Raw genomic sequence first — 16,521 nt, 5'->3', positions numbered from 1 at the left:
AGATGTTTATAAGAGACAGCGCCAGGGCCGCCCCGAAGGGCGTCGTACGGCCCAGGGCGATCTGGCGGCAGATCGAGGAGCCGCGGCCGATGCTGGAGGCCCGGTACGACTTCCAGGTCGGCGTGCCGGACCCGCGCCTGTTCCCGATGGAGACGTGGCGCCGGCTCGTGGCCCGCGAGCTGCGGGTGAGCGCCGCCGGGTACGGCGAGCCGTCCGGCTACGCACCCCTGCGGGAGGCCATCTCCCGGCATATCGGCATCAGCCGTTCCGTCCACGCCGGCCCCGGCGACGTGCTGATCACGAACGGCGCCCAGCAGGCCCTCGACCTCGTCGGCCGCGTCCTGATCGAGCCCGGCGCCTGCGTGGCCGTGGAGGAGCCCGGCTACCCGCCCGCCAGGCAGCTGTTCCGCTCGCTCGGCGCCCGCGTGGCCGGCGTCCCCGTGGACGCCGAGGGCCTGGTCGTCGAGGCCATCCCCGGCTCGGCGAGGATCGTGTACGTCACCCCTTCGCACCAGTTCCCCCTGGGCACGCCCATGTCGCTGGCCCGCCGCGCCGCCCTGCTGGCCTGGGCCGAGCGCCGCAACGCCGTGGTGATCGAGGACGACTACGACAGCGAGTTCCGCTTCGGCGAGCGCCCGCTCGAACCCCTCCAGAGCCTCGACCGCGCCGGCCGCGTCGTCTACGTCGGCTCGTTCTCCAAGACGCTGCTCCCCATGCTGCGGCTCGGCTTCCTGGTCGCCCCCGCCTCGCTCGGGCCCGCGCTGCGGGCGGCCAAGCGGCTCTCCGACTGGCACGGCGAGCTGCCCACGCAGGCGGCGCTCGCGCGCTTCATCGACGAGGGGCTGCTGGCCAGGCACATCAGGAAGGCGACCCGCGAGTACGCCGCCCGGCACGCCCTCATCACGGACGCGCTGGCCGGCGACGACCGGCTGCGCCTGGTCCCCTCGACCGCCGGGCTGCACCTGTGCGCCCGGCTCGCCCCCGGCGTGTCGGTACGGCCGGTGCCCGGCGTGGCCGTGGAGCGGCTGGAGGCGTACTGCGGGGAGAAACCGCCACAACCCGGCCTGGTCCTGGGCTACGGCGCGATCACGCAGCAGGCCATACCCGGGGGACTCCGCCTGCTCCGGTCAGGGATGTCGGCGGCTCCAGAACCGGCGCGACCGCTCCCCTGACATCTGCGGGTCGTCGGGCGGCGACGGCTGCTGCACGATCACGACCGTGGTCCTCGCGTGGCGCGCGCAGTACATGCTGGTGGAAGGCAGGAACATCCGGCTCATCACGCCGCGCCGCCCCCTCCCGAGCACCAGCAGGTCGCCTTCGCGGGCCAGATCCACGAGGTGGTATCCGGGATCGCCCACCTTGCCGACCATGGCGGTCGTGAGGTCGTCCGGCACCCCGCCGGCCACGTCGTCGAACACGCTGGTGATCACCTCGGTGCAGCGCGCCTCCTCGCCCAGCCGGACGGCATGCTGCACGGGCAGCGCCTCGGGGAAGGGATGTACGGGCGCGCGGCTGACATGCACGGCCACCAGAGCCATCCGGTGCAGCCTGGCCGCGCCGATGGCCCAGGCGAGCGCCCAGCGCGAGGCCGGGGACTCGTCCACCCCCACGATCAGCCTCGCACCGCCGGGCAGTTCCTGTTCCACGGTGCCTCCTGTTGAGAAGTACGACCATAGTGCGCCCGCCTGCCGGTTACCGGGAGGTGGCACTTTGCGAACTCTGGAGTCCCTCGGGGAGCCCGGCGTAGCATGCGGGGGTGGAACGAGGGTGGGTGCGCTCCCGTCCCGCCCTCGACCGGCGGCTCGACGGGGCGCTTACGCACAGGCTCACCTCTCTGGTGGCCGCCACCGGCTACGGGAAGTCCACCGCGCTGGCCGGTTGGAGCTACGACGTCGGCGCGGTGCTGCACCGGCTCGGGCCCGCCGACCGCGACCTGCCCACGCTGGCCGGAGCGGTGGCCGCCGCGCTGTCCGCCAAGGTGCCCGGCCTGCCCGCCGACCTGGTCACCGCCGCCCAGGCGCCGCTCGGGCCCGACGCCGACGAGCTGTCCAGGGCCGCGGCGCTGGCGGGCGCGCTGGCCGAGTCGCTGGCCAGGCGGCTGCGGCGCGGGCTGGCGCTGGTGTTCGACGGCGTCGACGCGATCGCGGGCGCGCCGGGCTCCGTACGTTACGTGGAGACGCTGGTCCGCGTCGCGCCCCGGCACCTGCATCTCGTCATGGCCTCGCGGGCGCCGCTGCCGTTCCCGACCGCCCGGCTGCGCCAGGACCACGAGGTGCTCGACCTCGACGCCACCGACCTCGCGCTCACCCAGGAGGAGAGCGCCGCCTGGGCGCGCGAGCTGCTCGGCGAGGCGGGCGCGGCGGTCGCGGGCACGCTGCACGAGGCCTGCGGCGGCTGGCCCGCCGCCATCCGGGCCGCGCTGGACGCCCTGGCCCGCACGGACCCCGATACGTGGCGGCGCACGGCGGCCAGCCTGGCGGCGAACTCCGCCACGCTCGAACGCCTCACCCTGGCCGCCTTCGAGGACCTGCCGGCCGGCATGCGCGACCTGCTGCGGGCCGCCACCGTCCTGCCCGTGCTGACCGCCGGGCTGAGTGCCACGCTCGGCGCGCCGCCCGACACGCTCGACTCGCTGACCAGCCGCGGCCTCTTCCTCGAAGCCGGCCAGGACGGCCACCGGCTGACGCAGACCAGCAGGCACGTGCTGGCCAGGCACGCCCCGCTCGACCGGCACGAGGCCCACGACGTGGCCGCGGTCGCCGCCCGCTGGTACGTCGAGCACGACCGGCCAGAGCTGGCCCTGCGCGCGGCCGTCGCGACCGCGCACGCCGTGCTCGCGGCCTCCCTCCTCGACTCCCACGGCCTGCGGCTGGCCGAGCGCGGCGACGTGATCGCCGCGCTGGAGCTGCTGCCCGAGAGCGCCAGGCGCTCGCCGCCGATGCTCAAGCTGGCCGGCATCGCCGAGCAGAACCGCGGGAACTGGAGCCGGGCCCGCGACCTGCTCGCGCAGGCCGCCGCGGGGCCCGCGTTCGACGCGTTCGTGGCCAGGCGGCTGGCGCTCATCGACCACCTGCGCGGCGACCTCGACGCGGCCATGGCCATGTACGCCCGCGGCCACGAGCACGGCTTCCCGCCCGCCGACGCCGCCATGTGCGCCGCCTCCACCGCGTCCGTGCTCTGGCTGAAGGGCGACAGGGCGGCCTGCGCCGAGCTCGCGGACCAGGCGCTCGACCAGGCCAGGAGCCTCGGCGACCCGGGCGCGCTGGCGATGGCGAACACGGTGCTGGCCATGCTCGCCGCCCTCGACGGCGACCGCCGCGCCAACGACGCCCACTACCTCAGAGCCCTGGAGTACGCCGAGCGGGCCGGCGACGCCGTCCAGCTGATCCGCATCCACGCCAACCGGGCCTCCCACTACCTGGACGAGGGCGACTACACCAGCGCCCTGGCCGAGACGGAGATCGCGGGCCGGCTGTCCGACCTGGTGTCGTTCGCCCCCTACGCCGCCCTCAACATCGCCAACCGAGCCAAGGCCCTGATCGGCCTCGGCCGCCTGGAGGAGGCCGCGACCGAGGCCGCCGACGCGGTGGCGCGGTGGGAGGCGATGGGCTCCAAGCTGGTCGGCTCCGCCCTCAACCGGCTGGCCGCGATCCACGCGCTGCGCGGCGACCGCAGGGCGGCGGCGGCCGTCTATCGGCGGGTGATCGCGGACGCGGCCCCCTCGGGCGAGGTCCAGTCGCTGTCGAACGCGCTCAACGGGCTCGCCGAGCTGCTGGCCGGCGAGGATCCGGACGAGGCCGCGCGCGTCACCGAGCAGGCGCTCAAGCACGCGGAGGGCATCGCGGGCGTGACCGCCAGGGTCGTGGGCGCCCGCGTGGCCCTGGCCGGCGGGCGGCCGGCCGACGCCAGGGCGCTGCTCGACGAGACCGAGCCCGTCGCGGTGCGCCGCAGGGACCACGCGGCGCAGGCCGCCATCGCCGAGCTGCGGGCCGAGCTCGACGGCGACGCCGCGCTGGCCGACGACGCGGTGCGCAGGTGGACGCTGCTCGGCGACCCGATCGGGCAGGCCAGGGCCGAGCTGGTGCGCGCCGCGCTGGCCGATCCCGGCACCGGCGGCGAGACGGCCGCCGGGGTGCGCGAGCGCATGCACGCGATCGGCTGCCGGGCCCTGGACGGCAGGATCGACGCGCTGCTGGCCCGGGCCGCGCCCGCCCCTGGGACGGCGCTGGTCGTCGAGACCATGGGAACGTTCCGATTGCTGCGCGGCACGGTGCCCGTCTCGCGTACGGCCTGGCAGTCGCGCAAGGCCCGTGACCTGCTGAAGATCCTCATCAGCCGCAGGGGCGCCGGGATCAGCAGGGAGCGCCTCGTCGAGATCCTCTGGCCGGAGCAGGAGGGCGAGGCGGTCGGCCTGCGGCGGCTGAACGTCATGGTGTCCACCCTGCGCGCGGTGCTCGACCCCGGCCGCGAGCGGCCCGCCGACGCGATCGTGGTCTCGGACGAGGGCGCGTTGCGGCTCAACCTGTCCAACATCGAGGTCGATGTCGAGAAATTTCTGGATCTGGTGGCTGGGGCGGCGCGGCTCGACCAGGCCGGCCGGACGGCCGAGGCGCTGGAGCGATGGGCGGCGGCCGAGAGCGCGTACGGCGGGGAGTTCTGCGAGGAGGACCCGTACGCGGACTGGGCCGTGGGGCTGCGTGAGCAGGCCAGGCTGGCGTACGTGCAGGCGGCGGCCCGGCTCGCCGAGGCGCGGACCGTCGAGCGGCGCTACGACGAGGCCGCCCGCCTGTGGCTGCGGCTGCTCGAACGCGACCGTTACGACGAGCGCGCCCACCTCGGCCTGGTGCGGGTGCTCGACCTGGCGGGCCGCCGCGGCGACGCGCGCAGGCGCTACCAGCTGTACGCGGAACGCATGCGTGAGCTGGAGGTCGAGCCCGCCCCTTTCCCCACCTGAACCGGACCTGAACCGATCGGCGAGATGGTGACCGGATGAGGACGGTCATCGTACGGCTGGTCGAGCCCGAGCAATCCGGCGGCCGGCTCCGCGGGCTGCTCGAAGAGGTGGGAGGCGAGCCGGTGGCCTTCAGCGGGACAGACGCGCTCGTCGACCTGCTGCTCGCCGCCGCCGGGCTGAAGCCCGATCCGGCCTGAACCTCGCGCGAACCGCCGTCGCCACGATGGGTGATGAGAGGAGGCGCGATGAGCGAGCAGGGGAGCTGTTGGCCGTTCGTCGGGCGAGGGGGGCTGCTCGGGACCGTACGCCAGGCGTTGCGGTCGGGAGCGGGCGTGATGATCGCCGGGGCGGCGGGAGTGGGCAAGAGCAGGCTGGCGGCGCAGGCGCTGACCGGGCTGGAGGGTTACGAGGTCGTGCGGGCGCTGGGCACGGAGACGGCGTCGATGATCCCGTTCGGCGCGTTCGCGCATGTGCTGACCGGGCCGCCGCAGGGCGGCGAGAATCTGCTGGGCTGGGCCGCCCGGCACCTTCGCGGCCGGGCGCGCGGCAAAGAGCTGCTGGTGAGCGTGGACGACGCGCACCGGCTGGATCCGGCCTCTGCGGCGCTGGTGCACCATCTGGCCGGCAGCGGCGCGGCCAGGCTGCTGGTGACGGTCGGGTCGGGGGAGCCGCAGCCGCCGCCCGTGGCCGCGCTGTGGAAGGACGAGCTGCTCGCCAGGATCGAGCTGCCGCCGCTGGACGGGCGGGAGATCAGGTCGCTGCTCGCGACGGCGCTCGGCGGCGAGGTGGCCGCGGCGACCGTACGGCATCTGGCAGGGGCCAGCGCGGGGAACGTGCTCTACCTGCGCGAGATCGTGCACGCGGGGCGCACGACGGGCCGACTGGCCGAGCGGGACGGGCAGTGGCGCTGGCAGGGTGAGCTGGCCGTGACCACCAGGCTGCGCGAGCTGGTCGGGGCCCGGATCGGCCACCTCGACCAGGACGAGCGCGAGGTGCTCGAACTGGTGGCGTTCGGCGAGCCGCTGGAGACCGAGCTGCTGGTGTCGCTGACCTCGGCGCAGGCGGTCGAGCGGGTGGAGGAGCGCGGCCTGATCACCGCCGTGCCGGACGGCGTGCGGCCCTCCAGCGGCAGGCGCGCTCACCTGTGTCTCGGGCACCCGCTCTACGGCGAGGTGGTGCGCGGCGACTGCGGGACGATGCGGACCCGGCGGCGGCTGCGGATGCTGGCCGGCGCGCTGGAGTCCAGCGGGCTGCGGCGGCGCGAGGACGAGCTGCGCGCGGCCGTCTGGCTGCTGGACAGCGGCGCTGCCGCCGCGCCCGGCATGCTGACCTCGGCCGCGCGGCTGGCCTGGGCCCGGCAGGACCCCCGGCTGGCCGAGCGGCTGGCCAGAGCCGCGATCGACGCGGGAGCGGGCGTGGCCGCGGTGGCGCTGCTCGGCGAGGTGCTCATGGTGCTGGGCGACGCCGACTCGGCGCTGGCCGCGCTGCGGCGGGCGGCCAGGGACGCGGTCACCGAGGGCGAGCGGGCCCAGCACGCGCTCAGCCTGGGCATCAACCTCGCCTGGGCGGGCGCGGACGCCGAGGCGTGCCGGGTGCTCGACGTGGCCGCGCGAACGCTGACCGAGCCCGCCTGGCGGCAGGAGGCGCACGTCTACCGGGCCGTGACGGACGGCTTCGCCGGGCGGCTGACCGGGGCGGCGCGGTCGCTGGTGCGGGCCCGCTCGTCCGGGCCGATGACGGTACGCGGCGACGCGCACGCGGCGTCCATGGAGGCGTGGGTCGCGGCGTACGCGGGCCGGACCGAGCGCAGCCTGGAGATCGCCGAGGGGGCGCTGGCGGATCTGGGGAGCTGGCGGGACGAGGCGCCGCACGCGCTGCCGACGTTCCTGGACGCGCTGTGCGCCGCGCAGGTGTTCTCCGGGCGGCTGGCGGCGGCGGCGCGGACCGCGGAGCGGGGCATGGAGCTGCCCGCGGCCGAGCTGTCGATGTCCGGGTTCGGGGCGTGCCGGGCGCTGGTCAGCAGGTTGCGCGGCGACGCCGAGGGAGCGCTGCGCTGGTGTGCGGACGACATGGCCAGGCTGCCCGTACGCGAGCCGTACCTGGGCCGGTGCGCGGCCGAGCAGGCGCACACCCTGGCGGTGCTGGGCCGCGTGGCGCAGGCCAGGCAGGCGCTGGCCGAGGCCGAGGAGCTGGCCTCCAGGTGGGCGTTCACCCGCCAGCTCGCGTTGCAGGCCGCGGCCTGGGTCGCGGCGGCGGGCGGCGACATGGCCGAGGCGCTGCGCCTGTGCCTGGTGGCGGCCGACCACGCGGAGCGGCACGAGCTGCTCGGGAACCTGATGTTCGCGCTGCACGATCTCGTCCGGCTCGGAGCGCCCGAGGCGGCGGCGGACCGGCTGTCCGCGCTGGCGGGACAGATGGAGGGCGCGCTGGCTCCGCTCCTCGCCAGGCACGCGCGGGCCGCGGAGGACCCGGGCGAGCTGCGGGTGGTGGCGGGCGAGTTCGAGCGGAGGGGGCTGCTGCTGTACGCGGCCGAGACCACCGCCCAGGAGGCGGCCGCCCACCGGGACGCGGGCCGCGGCTCCCTGGCCAGGGGCGCGCAGACCAGGGCGTGGGCGCTGGCCAAGCTCTGCCCAGGGGTCTCGACTCCCGCGCTGGTCGAGCTGGCCACGCCCGAGCTGACGCCGCGCCAGCGGGAGATCGTCCAGCTCGCCGCCGCCGGGCTCACGAACCGGCAGATCGCGGATCGGCTGACGCTGTCCACCAGGACGGCGGCCAACCATCTGCAGGCCGCCTACGAGAAGCTCGGCGTGAACGACCGCACGCAGGTGGGCCGCCTGCTGGCCGCGCTTTAGATGAGTCTCAGCAGGCCGTCGTACAGGGTCTGGCGCTCGTCCGCCGTCAGCACCCCGTACGGCGGCGCGGCGCGCTGGTTCGTCCGCTCCTCGATCCTGGCGCGCAGCGGACCTTCGCGCAGGCCGACGATGGCGGCGGCGGACAGGCCCTCCGCCTGCCAGGCCGCGGCGTGCGCGTCGGCGCGGTGGTAGCGCAGCACGGCGAGCCGGTTGAACAGCAGCACCCCCGGCGTCGTGCCCGCCGGCTCGTACGGCGGTGTGACGAGCTCGAACGCGCCGCCGGGGAGGCGCTCGGCACTACCCGTAGCGGTGTCGAGCACGCGGCCTGCCAGGGCGGCCAGGCCGGGGAGGTCGTGGCCGGTCCAGATGCGCTCGGTCGTGGCGGCGTGCAGGGCGTAGAGGGCGTCGATGAACGTCCGGCCCTTGGGCGTCAGGCGCAGGGTCCCGTCGCCGTCCTCCTCCAGCGTGCCCTCGCGCAGGTGGTCGCCGAGGTCGGCGTCGAGTCCCGGCACGTCGGCGTAGCGGTAGATCGTGGCCAGGCCGGGTCTGGTCAGGGGGCGTAGCGGGAGTGTGAAACGCAGGTCCGGCAGGAGTCCCTGGGTCAGGCCCGATGTCTCGGCGAGCTCGATGGCGGCTCTGCGGGCGGAGGCGTGCACGTTGACGTGGGCCGCGTCGATGACCGGGGCGATCGCCGCCGCATATTCCGACAGGTCCTGAAATTTCGGCATCGGAGGGGATTATGCCGCTTTATCGGGAGCGGATCCCCGGCGAACGGTGATCCGTAGCGGATCCGAAGCGAACCATCACGTCCGGCCTTCAGGGTGGGCTCAACCGCCCGGCGCCCGGCGGTGTTCTCCCACCGCCTCTCCCCCTCACGCCTCCTGGAGCCTTGATGACTGCCCGCCGCTGGTCGGCCCTGCCTGTTCTGCTGGCCGCGGTCTTCGTGACCACGCTGGACTTCTTCGTCGTCAACCTGGCCGTGCCGTCGATCCGGGCCGGCCTGCGCGCGGACGACGCCGACGTCCAGCTCGTGATCGCGGGGTACGGGCTGGCCTACGCCGCCGGGCTGATCGTCTCCGGCCGGCTCGGCGACCTCTACGGGCATCGCCGGGTGTTCGCGCTCGGGCTGGCCCTGTTCACGCTGGCCTCGGCGGGATGCGGGATGGCGTACGACGCCGGCGTGCTGGTGGCGGCGCGGGTCGCGCAGGGTGGCGCGGCGGCGCTGCTCGCGCCGCAGGTCCTCACCCTGCTCGGCGCGCTGTATCAGGGTGCCGACCGGGCCAGGGCCTTCGGCTGGTACGGCGCCGCCGTCGGCCTGGCCGGAGTGAGCGGGCAGGTGGCAGGAGGGCTGCTGGTGGCGGCCGATCCGCTGGGGCTGGGCTGGCGGGCCTGCTTCCTGGTCAACGTGCCCGCGGGGGTGGTGGCGCTGGCACTGATCGGGCGGGTGCTGCCACGTACCGGGCGGGTCCTGCCACCGACCGGGCGGTCGCTGCCGCGCACCGGGCGGTCCGGCTCGTGGCGGGATCTCGACCTGGCCGGGGCGGCGCTGGTGGCGGCCGGTCTCGCGGTCGTCGTGCTGTGCCTGGTCGAGGGGCGGGAGCAGGGCTGGCCGCAGTGGACGTGGTGGGGCCTGGCCGCCTCGGCGCCGATCCTGGGCGCGTTCGTCCGGCGGCAGCGGCGGCTGGCGGCGGCGGGGCGGGTGCCGTTGCTGGATCTGGCGGTGTTCGGGGAGAGCGGGTTCCCGAGCGGGCTGGTGGCGGTCGCGCTGCTGTTCGGCACGTCGGCGGGGCTGTCGTTCGTGCTCGCCCTGTACGCGCAGGAAGGGCTCGGGCTCACGCCGCTCGCCGCGGGGGCCATGTGCACCGCGCTGAACGCCGGGTTCCTCGCCGCCTCGCTGCGTCCCGGTCCGCTGGGGGCGCCCGCGCTGGTCATGGGGCTGGTGGTCCTGTACGGCGTGGTGACCTGGGACTTGGGACCGTACGCGGTGGGTGCGGCGCTGCTGGTCACGGGGGCCGGGATGGGGTGGCTGATGTCACCGCTGATCTCGTCCGTCCTGTCCGGCGTACGCGCTGAGCTGGCGGGGGCGGCCGCCGGGGTGCTCGGGACCGTGCAGGAGGCCGGGGGAGTGCTGGGCGGGACGTTGACCGGGGCCGCGTTCTTCGGCGCGCTGGACGGCGGGTGGGACGCGGCGGCGCGGGCCGGGGTCGCGGTGCTGATCGTGGGCGCGAGCGGCGTGCTGGTCCACTCCTTTCGGCGGGCCCGGCGCGGCCCGGCGAGCGAGGCCGGATCCCCGGCGGCAGCAAGGTTTCACGTGAAGCAGGAGCGCCCAGCCGACTGCCCATGAGGCGTGGAATGCTATGCCTATGGCGCCGCCGTTCCGCTTTGCCCGCACTGCGGTTTTCGCCGTGGTGTGCCTTGGGCTGGGCATGGCGGCGCACCTGCTCGGCGGTGCCGCCGTCGCTCCCCCGGCCGCGCTGGGCGCGCTGGGGCTGGCGTGCGCGGCGGCGTTCCCGCTGTCGGGGCGCGAGCGGCCGCTGGCGGTGATCCTGCCGCTGCTCGCCGCCGTGCAGGTGGTCATGCACCTGCTGTTCTCGCTGTCCCACGCCGCCTCACCGCAGGAGCTGGCCGGACATCTGCACTCCGGCCTGGTGCCCGGACTCGGCATGCTCGTGACCCACGGCTGGGCGATCGGGCTGACCGCGCTGTGGCTGGCCCGCGGCGAGGCCGCGCTCTGGGCGCTGCTGCGCCGCCTGGCCGTACGGCTGCTGGTCATCTGGCTGCCGCTCCTCACCACACCTTTTTCCACACCCCTGTGGACGGCGGAGCCGCGCGCGCTCCGCCCGGCCGTGCTGCGGCACGTCGTCAGCAGGAGGGGTCCGCCGGGGATCGCCATCGCCTGACCTCCGGGTCCTGGCAAGACGTTTCCCCCACCTCGATGACCCCCGCGCCCGGCAGGGCCCGCTTCGGCCTGCCGGGCGGAGAAAGGCATTCCCATGTTCTCTCGTCATGCCCTCATGCTGGCCGCCGCCGTCGCGGCGGTGACGCTGACCGGCTGCGGCGGCTCCCCCACCACCGCGGCCGCCCCTTCACCGGCCGCCCCTTCACCGGCCGCCTCCACCTCGCCGTCCGCCTCCGCCTCGCCGGCCGCCGCTCCGTCGTCCACAGGGGTGGCCGGCCTGTCCATCACCGACCCCTGGGTGAAGACCACCAAGAAGGGGATGACCGCCGCATTCGGCACATTGGTCAACGACGGCGACACCGCGGTCACCGTCGTGTCCGGCGCCACGCCGCTCTCGCCGATGGTCGAGCTGCACGAGGTGGTCGAGTCCGGCGGCAAGATGGTCATGCGGCCGAAGGAGGGCGGCTTCGTCGTCCCGCCGCACGGCATTCACCAGCTCCAGCCGGGCGGTGACCACATCATGCTGATGGGCGTCACGAAGGCGGTGCAGCCTGGGGCCAGGATCCCGTTCACGCTCCAGGTCAAGGACGGCGAGCCGCTGGAGTTCACCGCCGTCGGCAAGGACTTCGCCGGTGGCGAGGAGGACTACCAGCCGGGGCACAAGTGATCAGCCGCAGAGGGCTGTTCGCCGGGGGCGCCGCCACCGCGGCCGGCGCCCTCGCGCGCCGCGACACCCCGCCACCCCAGCCGGGCGCCCAGGTCGAGCCGTTCCACGGCCCGCACCAGGCGGGCGTGGCCACGGCCGCGCAGGCGCACGCGGTGTTCCTCGGGCTCGACCTGCTGCCCGGCACGCGCAAGGAGGCGATCGTCCGGCTGCTCCAGCTGCTCACCGACGACGCGGCCCGCCTCACCCAGGGGCGGCCCGCGCTGGCCGACACCGAGCCCGAGCTGACAGCGAGCCCGGCCAGGCTCACGATCACGTTCGGGTTCGGGCCCGGGCTGTTCGAGGCGGCCGGAGCGGGCTCGCCGGTGGCCGGGCTGCCCGCGTTCAGCACGGACAAGCTGGACAAGCGGTGGACCGGCGGCGACCTGCTCGTGCAGGTGTGCGCAGACGACAGCCTGACGGTCGCGCACGCCGTCCGCATGATCGTGAAGGACGCGCGGTCCTTCGCGCGGATGCGCTGGACCCAGCGCGGGTTCCGCGGGCAGGCGGCCGGGAAGACGCAGCGCAACCTGATGGGCCAGGTGGACGGCACGGTCAATCCGACGGACCTGGACAGTGCCGTGTGGATCGGTCAAAGCGGCCCCGCCTGGCTGCGCGGCGGCACCACGCTCGTGCTGCGCCGGATCCGGATGCAGCTTGAGACCTGGGACGCCGCCGACCGGGTGGCCAGGGAGTTCACGATCGGCCGGCGGCTGGACACCGGAGCTCCGCTGACCGGCCGGGCCGAGCATGACGAGCCCGACTACCACCGCCTGAACCGGCTCGGATTCCCGGTCATCTCGGAGTTCGCCCACATCCGGCGGGCGCACGTGTCGGACCCGGCCCGGCGGATCCTGCGCCGCCCGTACAACTACGACGAGGGGCTCACCCGGGACGGGAAGTCGGACTCCGGGCTGCTGTTCGCCTCCTACCAGGCGGACATCGCCCGGCAGTTCGTGCCCGTCCAGCGCAGCCTGGCCGAGGGCGATCTGCTCAACGAATGGACGACCGCGATCGGCTCGGCGGTCTTCGCCCTGCCGCCGGGGTGCGCGCCCGGCGGGTGGATCGGCGAGACCCTGCTGTCCTGATCGGGGCCGCGTTCAGGCGGTGGTCAGCCGTACCGGCCGCTCGGCGCGGGCCGCAGGGCGGCGGCGAGGTCGTCGGCGAGCGCCGGGATCTCGCCGGGGCGCAGGGACGACACGGTCAGGCGCAGCGCGGGCGGCGTGCCCACGCGGTTGCGCGTGCCCGGCGTGGCGGCCCAGCCGCGGGCGAGCAGCCGGGTGATCGCGCTGGTCTCGTCCGTGACCGGGACCCACACGTTGAGCCCGCTGCGGCCGTGCGCGGGGATGCCGCGCTCGGCCAGCGCCGCCACCAGCCCGTCCCTGCGCATCCCGTACGCGGCCCCCACCGCGGCCCGGTCGACCGCGTCCGTCCGCCACAGGTAGGCGACCGCGCGTTGCAGCAGGTGGCTGACCCAGCCCGAGGCGAGCCGCTGGCGGCCGCGCAGCCGCCCCAGCGTGACCGGATCGCCGGTGATCACGGCCAGGCGCAGGTCGGGCCCGAGGTCCTTGGCCGTCGAGCGGGTGTGGATCCAGCTGTCCGTCACGCCCGCCAGCGGGTGCGCGGGAACGTCCACGAAGCCCGCGCCATGGTCGTCCTCGACGAACAGCACCCCCGGGTAGGCGGCCAGCTCCATCCGCAGCGACCGCGCGCGCTCGGCGGTGACGGCGGCCCCGGTCGGGTTCTGGGCTCGGGAGGTGATCACCACCGCGCGGACGCCGGCCCGCAGCGCCCGCCCGAGCTCGTCGGGCAACGGCCCGTCGTCGTCGATCCGCATCGGCACCGGGCGCAGCCGCAGGGCGGCGACCAGGTCGAGCAGCGCCGTCCAGCCCGGGTCCTCCACCGCGATCGCGTCGCCCGGCCGCAGATAGGCGACCAGCACCCGCTCCACCGCGTCCAGCGTGCCCGAGGTGATCGCCAGCGGCCCCGGCGCGATCCCGTCCGCCCGCAGCCGGGCAGCAGCCAGGCCGAGCAGCTCCTCGTCGTCGCCCGTGCCGTACATCGCGGGCCGCTCCGCGTGCGCCCGCGCCGCCGCCGCCAGCGCCTCGTGCAGGGGCGGGAGCAGGGCGGGGTCGGGGTTGCCCTTGGACAGGTCGCGCACGCCGGGCGGCACCTCGATGCGGATCTCCTCGCGCGACGTGCTGGCCGGGCGCGGCCTGACCCGGGTGCCGCGCCGCCCCGCGGTCTCCACGATGCCGCGCTCGCGCAGCAGCCGGTACGCCGCCGCCGCCGTGTTGGGGCTGACCCGCGCCTGCGCCGCCGCCTCGCGGACCGGGGGCAGCAACGTGCCAGGTGACAGCCGGCCCACCGAGACCGCCGACTCGACCTTGGCCGCAATCTCGCTGGCCGACTTTCCGGCAATCAGATATCTTTCTGGCACAATAGGTATTATGTACTAATACAAAGAGGGCGGCAAATGCTGATTCACCCTTGGGACGCGGCTCACGACGACCACGAATGGCGGGACTGGCTGCGTACGCGTGACTTCGGGCAGCTCGCGGCGAACGGCGTGGACGGCGGGCCCCCGGTGGTGGTGCCGACGCATTTCCTCTTCGATGGCGACGGGGAGATCCTGCTCCACCTCGCCCGGCCGAACCCGATCTGGGCCGCGCTTGAGGCCGGCTCGCCGGTCGTGGTGAGCGTGTACGGCGACTACGCCTACATCCCCTCGGGATGGCGCGCGGACGTTCCCGAGAACGGCGTGCCGACCAGCTACTACGCGTCGGTGCAGCTCACCTGCCGGGCCCGGATCGTGGACGACAAGGAGGGCAAGGCGGAGATCCTGCGCAGGCAGCTGGCCCACCACCAGCCCGAGGGCGGGTACGGCGAGGTGGCCGCCGACGCGGGGCCGTACCACCGGAACCTGTCGGCGATCCGCGGGCTGCGGCTGGAGGTGCTGGGGGTGCGGGCCAAGTTCAAGTACGACAACCAGCGGCCGGTCGAGTTCCGCGAGCGGGTCGCCGCCGGGCTCGCCGAGCGCGACCTCCCGGGGGACGCGGACGCCAGGTCGCAGCAGCTCAGGCGCATCGCCTGCCTCGCCGACATGCCAGTCGGTTCAGCCGGGGCTGAAACAGGTGGGCGATAGAATTCCGGCATGACTGCGCAGGACGGCCCCGACCACGAGCAGGTGCTCGCGTGGGTCGAGCGGGTGGCGACGTTCGTCTCCGAGGAGTGGGGGCTCGCCCCGATCACCGGCCGCGTCCTGGGCTGGCTGATGGCCTGCGACCCGCCCGAGCAGACCGCCGGCGAGATCGCGGAGGCCATCGGCGCCAGCCGCGCCTCGCTGACGACGAACATGCACCTGCTGACGTCCATCCGGCTGATCCGCAGGTTCCGCAAGCCCGGCGAGCGCAACGTCTACTACGAGATCGAGGACGACGCCTGGTCCAAGGTCATCCGGCAGAAGCTCGCCGCGTTCAGGGCGTTCGACCAGCTCGCTGCGGAGGGCCTGCGGCTCGGCTGGGCCGACGAGGCGCACACTGCGCGCATCCGCTCGGCCAGGACCTCCATCGCCGCGTTGGCCGACGTGCTCGATCAGGGCGCCCGAGACTCGATGTCCGATCGTCACTAGTGGGACGGGCCGGACACCGGCAAGAGTAGGCGCATGCTCGCAGACGACGACGCCTACTCCGTGCTCAGGAGCCGGGACGGCCGCTTCGACGGCCGGTTCTTCGTCGCCGTCGTGACCACCGGCGTCTACTGCCGCCCGAGCTGCCCGGCCGCCCTGCCCAAGCGCGAGAACGTCCGCTTCTATCCCTCCTCCGCCGCCGCTCTGGAGGCCGGCTTCCGCGCCTGCAAGCGCTGCCGCCCGGACAGCACGCCCGGCTCCCCCGAGTGGAACGTCCGCGCGGACGTCGCCGGTCGCGCGATGCGGCTGATCGCCGACGGCCTCGTGGACCGCGAAGGGGTCGCGGGCCTGGCGGCCCGGCTCGGCTACAGCGAGCGCCAGCTCCGCCGCCAGCTCGTCGCCGACCTCGGCGCCGGCCCGCAGGCGCTGGCCAGGGCGCAGCGGGCGGCCAACGCCAGAACGCTCCTGGAGACCACGGACCTGCCGGCCGGTGAGATCGCGTTCGCCGCGGGTTTCGCCACGATCCGCCAGTTCAACGACACCCTGCACAAGGTGTACGGCACGACCCCCACCGCGATGCGCGGAACCCGCCACGCCCGCCGCTCCCCCGGGACGCTCCAGCTGCGCCTCGGCTACCGCCCACCCCTGGAGGCGACCGGCCTGTTCGGGTTCCTCGCCGCCCGCGCCGTTCCCGGTCTGGAAAAGGCCGGTGACGACCACTACCGCCGGGTCCTGACGCTGCCGCACGGCCTGGGCGTCGTCACGCTGCGGGCCGAGCGGGCGTACGTGTCCTGCGAGCTGCGCCTGGAGGACCTCAAGGATCTTCCCGCGGCGGTGGGCCGCTGCCGCCGCCTGCTCGATCTGGACGCCGACCCCCGGGACGTCGCCGACCACCTCGGCCGGGACCCGGTACTCGGGCCCGTGGTGGCGGCCTCCCCCGGCCTGCGGGTGCCCGGCCACGTGGACGCGGCCGAGATGGCGGTACGCGCGGTCGCCGGCGAGGAGAGCGCCGCCGGGCGGGCCCTGCTCGCCGGCCTGGTCCAGCGCTACGGCACGCCGCTGCCCGAGCCGTTCGGCGGCCTCACCCACGCCTTTCCCCGTATGGAGGTCCTGGCGGAAGCGGACGCGCCGGCCTCCGTCGCGGCCCTGGCCGGGGCGGACGTGCTCGCCCGTGTCGCCGCCCTGGCCAGGGCCATGGTGGCGGGGGAGCTTGCGCTGGGGCCGGAGGCCGACCGGGACCGGGCCGGGCGCGAGCTGCTCGCCGTGCCGGGCGTGGACGCGGAGACCGCGGGCCGGATCCGGCTGCGGGCCCTCGGCGATCCCGACGTCTTCCTGCCCATGGACCCCGCCGTGCGGGAAGGGCTGAGCCGCCTCGGGCTGACGGCCGAGGACGCGCGGCGGTGGCGGCCATGGCGCTCGTACGCGATGGCCCATCTGACCTCGGCCCGCCACCGAGGCACATAGACACGCCCCCTGTCTCTTATA

14 protein-coding genes are annotated in these 16,521 nt (G+C 75.1%); 11 read left to right on the top strand and 3 right to left on the bottom strand.

The features are described 5' to 3' along the window. The coding region (pdxR, locus tag ETD85_RS49040) for a MocR-like pyridoxine biosynthesis transcription factor PdxR (protein WP_138696733.1) at positions 1 to 1,172 on the top strand (1,172 nt) is incomplete at its 5' end. Here the strand turns inward: pdxR and ETD85_RS49035 are convergent. Next, a complete protein-coding gene (locus tag ETD85_RS49035) occupies positions 1,128 to 1,646 on the bottom strand; it encodes a universal stress protein (protein ID WP_170247260.1) in 519 nt (172 codons plus the stop codon). The two genes, pdxR and ETD85_RS49035, sit on opposite strands and share 45 nt — an antisense overlap. Before the next feature lie 110 nt (positions 1,647 to 1,756). Here ETD85_RS49035 and ETD85_RS49030 point away from each other — a divergent pair, with 110 nt between their 5' ends. From ETD85_RS49030 to ETD85_RS49025, 3 genes are read left to right on the top strand one after another with little or no spacing between them, the layout of a single operon-like run. Further along, entirely contained in the window at positions 1,757 to 4,954 is a 3,198-nt protein-coding gene (locus ETD85_RS49030; protein WP_138696731.1) for an AfsR/SARP family transcriptional regulator, read from the top strand. Between the two features lie 35 nt (positions 4,955 to 4,989). Then, positions 4,990 to 5,151 (top strand): hypothetical protein, encoded by a 162-nt coding sequence (locus ETD85_RS63840; RefSeq protein WP_170247259.1) that lies wholly within the window; start codon positions 4,990 to 4,992, stop codon positions 5,149 to 5,151. Positions 5,152 to 5,199: 48 nt separating this feature from the next. Next, positions 5,200 to 7,806: a LuxR C-terminal-related transcriptional regulator gene (locus ETD85_RS49025; protein ID WP_138696730.1), complete on the top strand. Its 2,607-nt coding sequence runs from the start codon at positions 5,200 to 5,202 to the stop codon at positions 7,804 to 7,806. On the opposite strand, the gene ETD85_RS49020 is transcribed toward ETD85_RS49025, so the two are convergent. Next, positions 7,803 to 8,534, bottom strand: coding sequence for a hypothetical protein (locus tag ETD85_RS49020; RefSeq protein ID WP_138696729.1), 732 nt, complete (start codon positions 8,532 to 8,534; stop codon positions 7,803 to 7,805). The two genes, ETD85_RS49025 and ETD85_RS49020, sit on opposite strands and share 4 nt — an antisense overlap. A gap of 164 nt (positions 8,535 to 8,698) precedes the next feature. On the opposite strand from ETD85_RS49020, the gene ETD85_RS49015 reads away from it, so the two are divergent. The 4 genes from ETD85_RS49015 to ETD85_RS49000 all read left to right on the top strand — a co-directional run bounded on the left by ETD85_RS49015 (position 8,699) and on the right by ETD85_RS49000 (position 12,496). Beyond that, entirely contained in the window at positions 8,699 to 10,150 is a 1,452-nt protein-coding gene (locus tag ETD85_RS49015; RefSeq protein ID WP_138696728.1) for an MFS transporter, read from the top strand. Positions 10,151 to 10,211: 61 nt separating this feature from the next. After that, the gene (locus ETD85_RS49010; protein WP_138696727.1) at positions 10,212 to 10,706 is read left to right on the top strand and encodes an MFS transporter; all 495 of its coding nucleotides are present in this window, start codon (positions 10,212 to 10,214) and stop codon (positions 10,704 to 10,706) included. Positions 10,707 to 10,799: 93 nt separating this feature from the next. After that, positions 10,800 to 11,372, top strand: coding sequence for a copper chaperone PCu(A)C (locus ETD85_RS49005; RefSeq protein WP_138696726.1), 573 nt, complete (start codon positions 10,800 to 10,802; stop codon positions 11,370 to 11,372). After that, on the top strand, positions 11,369 to 12,496 hold the full coding sequence (locus ETD85_RS49000) for a Dyp-type peroxidase (protein ID WP_206059358.1): 1,128 nt from the start codon (positions 11,369 to 11,371) through the stop codon (positions 12,494 to 12,496). The genes ETD85_RS49005 and ETD85_RS49000 overlap by 4 nt, the downstream gene beginning before the upstream one ends. A gap of 23 nt (positions 12,497 to 12,519) precedes the next feature. Here the strand turns inward: ETD85_RS49000 and ETD85_RS48995 are convergent, their stop codons facing one another. Further along, a complete protein-coding gene (locus tag ETD85_RS48995) occupies positions 12,520 to 13,848 on the bottom strand; it encodes an aminotransferase class I/II-fold pyridoxal phosphate-dependent enzyme (RefSeq protein ID WP_138696725.1) in 1,329 nt (442 codons plus the stop codon). Between the two features lie 36 nt (positions 13,849 to 13,884). Here ETD85_RS48995 and ETD85_RS48990 point away from each other — a divergent pair, with 36 nt between their 5' ends. From ETD85_RS48990 to ETD85_RS48980, 3 genes are read left to right on the top strand one after another with little or no spacing between them, the layout of a single operon-like run. Beyond that, positions 13,885 to 14,553: an FMN-binding negative transcriptional regulator gene (locus ETD85_RS48990; RefSeq protein ID WP_138696724.1), complete on the top strand. Its 669-nt coding sequence runs from the start codon at positions 13,885 to 13,887 to the stop codon at positions 14,551 to 14,553. Between the two features lie 9 nt (positions 14,554 to 14,562). Further along, a complete protein-coding gene (locus ETD85_RS48985; RefSeq protein WP_138696723.1) occupies positions 14,563 to 15,039 on the top strand; it encodes a GbsR/MarR family transcriptional regulator in 477 nt (158 codons plus the stop codon). A gap of 33 nt (positions 15,040 to 15,072) precedes the next feature. Next, positions 15,073 to 16,500 carry an AlkA N-terminal domain-containing protein gene (locus tag ETD85_RS48980; protein ID WP_138696722.1) on the top strand — a complete coding sequence of 476 codons (1,428 nt, stop codon included), beginning with the start codon at positions 15,073 to 15,075 and terminating at the stop codon, positions 16,498 to 16,500. The last annotated feature ends 21 nt before the right edge of the window (positions 16,501 to 16,521 follow it).

Origin of the sequence: Nonomuraea zeae (genome assembly GCF_005889725.1) — a bacterium.
In the GTDB taxonomy this organism is placed as follows: Bacteria; Actinomycetota; Actinomycetes; order Streptosporangiales; family Streptosporangiaceae; genus Nonomuraea; species Nonomuraea zeae.
Note: the sequence above shows the minus strand (reverse complement) of the source record. Positions and strands in the feature narration are given on the sequence as shown.

Excerpts from the sequence above, each read along its gene's own strand:
- ETD85_RS63840 (WP_170247259.1), top strand. The coding sequence starts at position 4,990 with ATGAGGACGGTCATCGTACGGCTGGTCGAGCCCGAGCAATCCGGCGGC.
- ETD85_RS49025 (WP_138696730.1), top strand. The coding sequence starts at position 5,200 with ATGAGCGAGCAGGGGAGCTGTTGGCCGTTCGTCGGGCGAGGGGGGCTG.
- ETD85_RS49020 (WP_138696729.1), bottom strand. The coding sequence starts at position 8,534 with ATGCCGAAATTTCAGGACCTGTCGGAATATGCGGCGGCGATCGCCCCG.
- ETD85_RS49015 (WP_138696728.1), top strand. The coding sequence starts at position 8,699 with ATGACTGCCCGCCGCTGGTCGGCCCTGCCTGTTCTGCTGGCCGCGGTC.
- ETD85_RS49005 (WP_138696726.1), top strand. The coding sequence starts at position 10,800 with ATGTTCTCTCGTCATGCCCTCATGCTGGCCGCCGCCGTCGCGGCGGTG.
- ETD85_RS48990 (WP_138696724.1), top strand. The coding sequence starts at position 13,885 with ATGCTGATTCACCCTTGGGACGCGGCTCACGACGACCACGAATGGCGG.
- ETD85_RS48985 (WP_138696723.1), top strand. The coding sequence starts at position 14,563 with ATGACTGCGCAGGACGGCCCCGACCACGAGCAGGTGCTCGCGTGGGTC.
- ETD85_RS48980 (WP_138696722.1), top strand. The coding sequence starts at position 15,073 with ATGCTCGCAGACGACGACGCCTACTCCGTGCTCAGGAGCCGGGACGGC.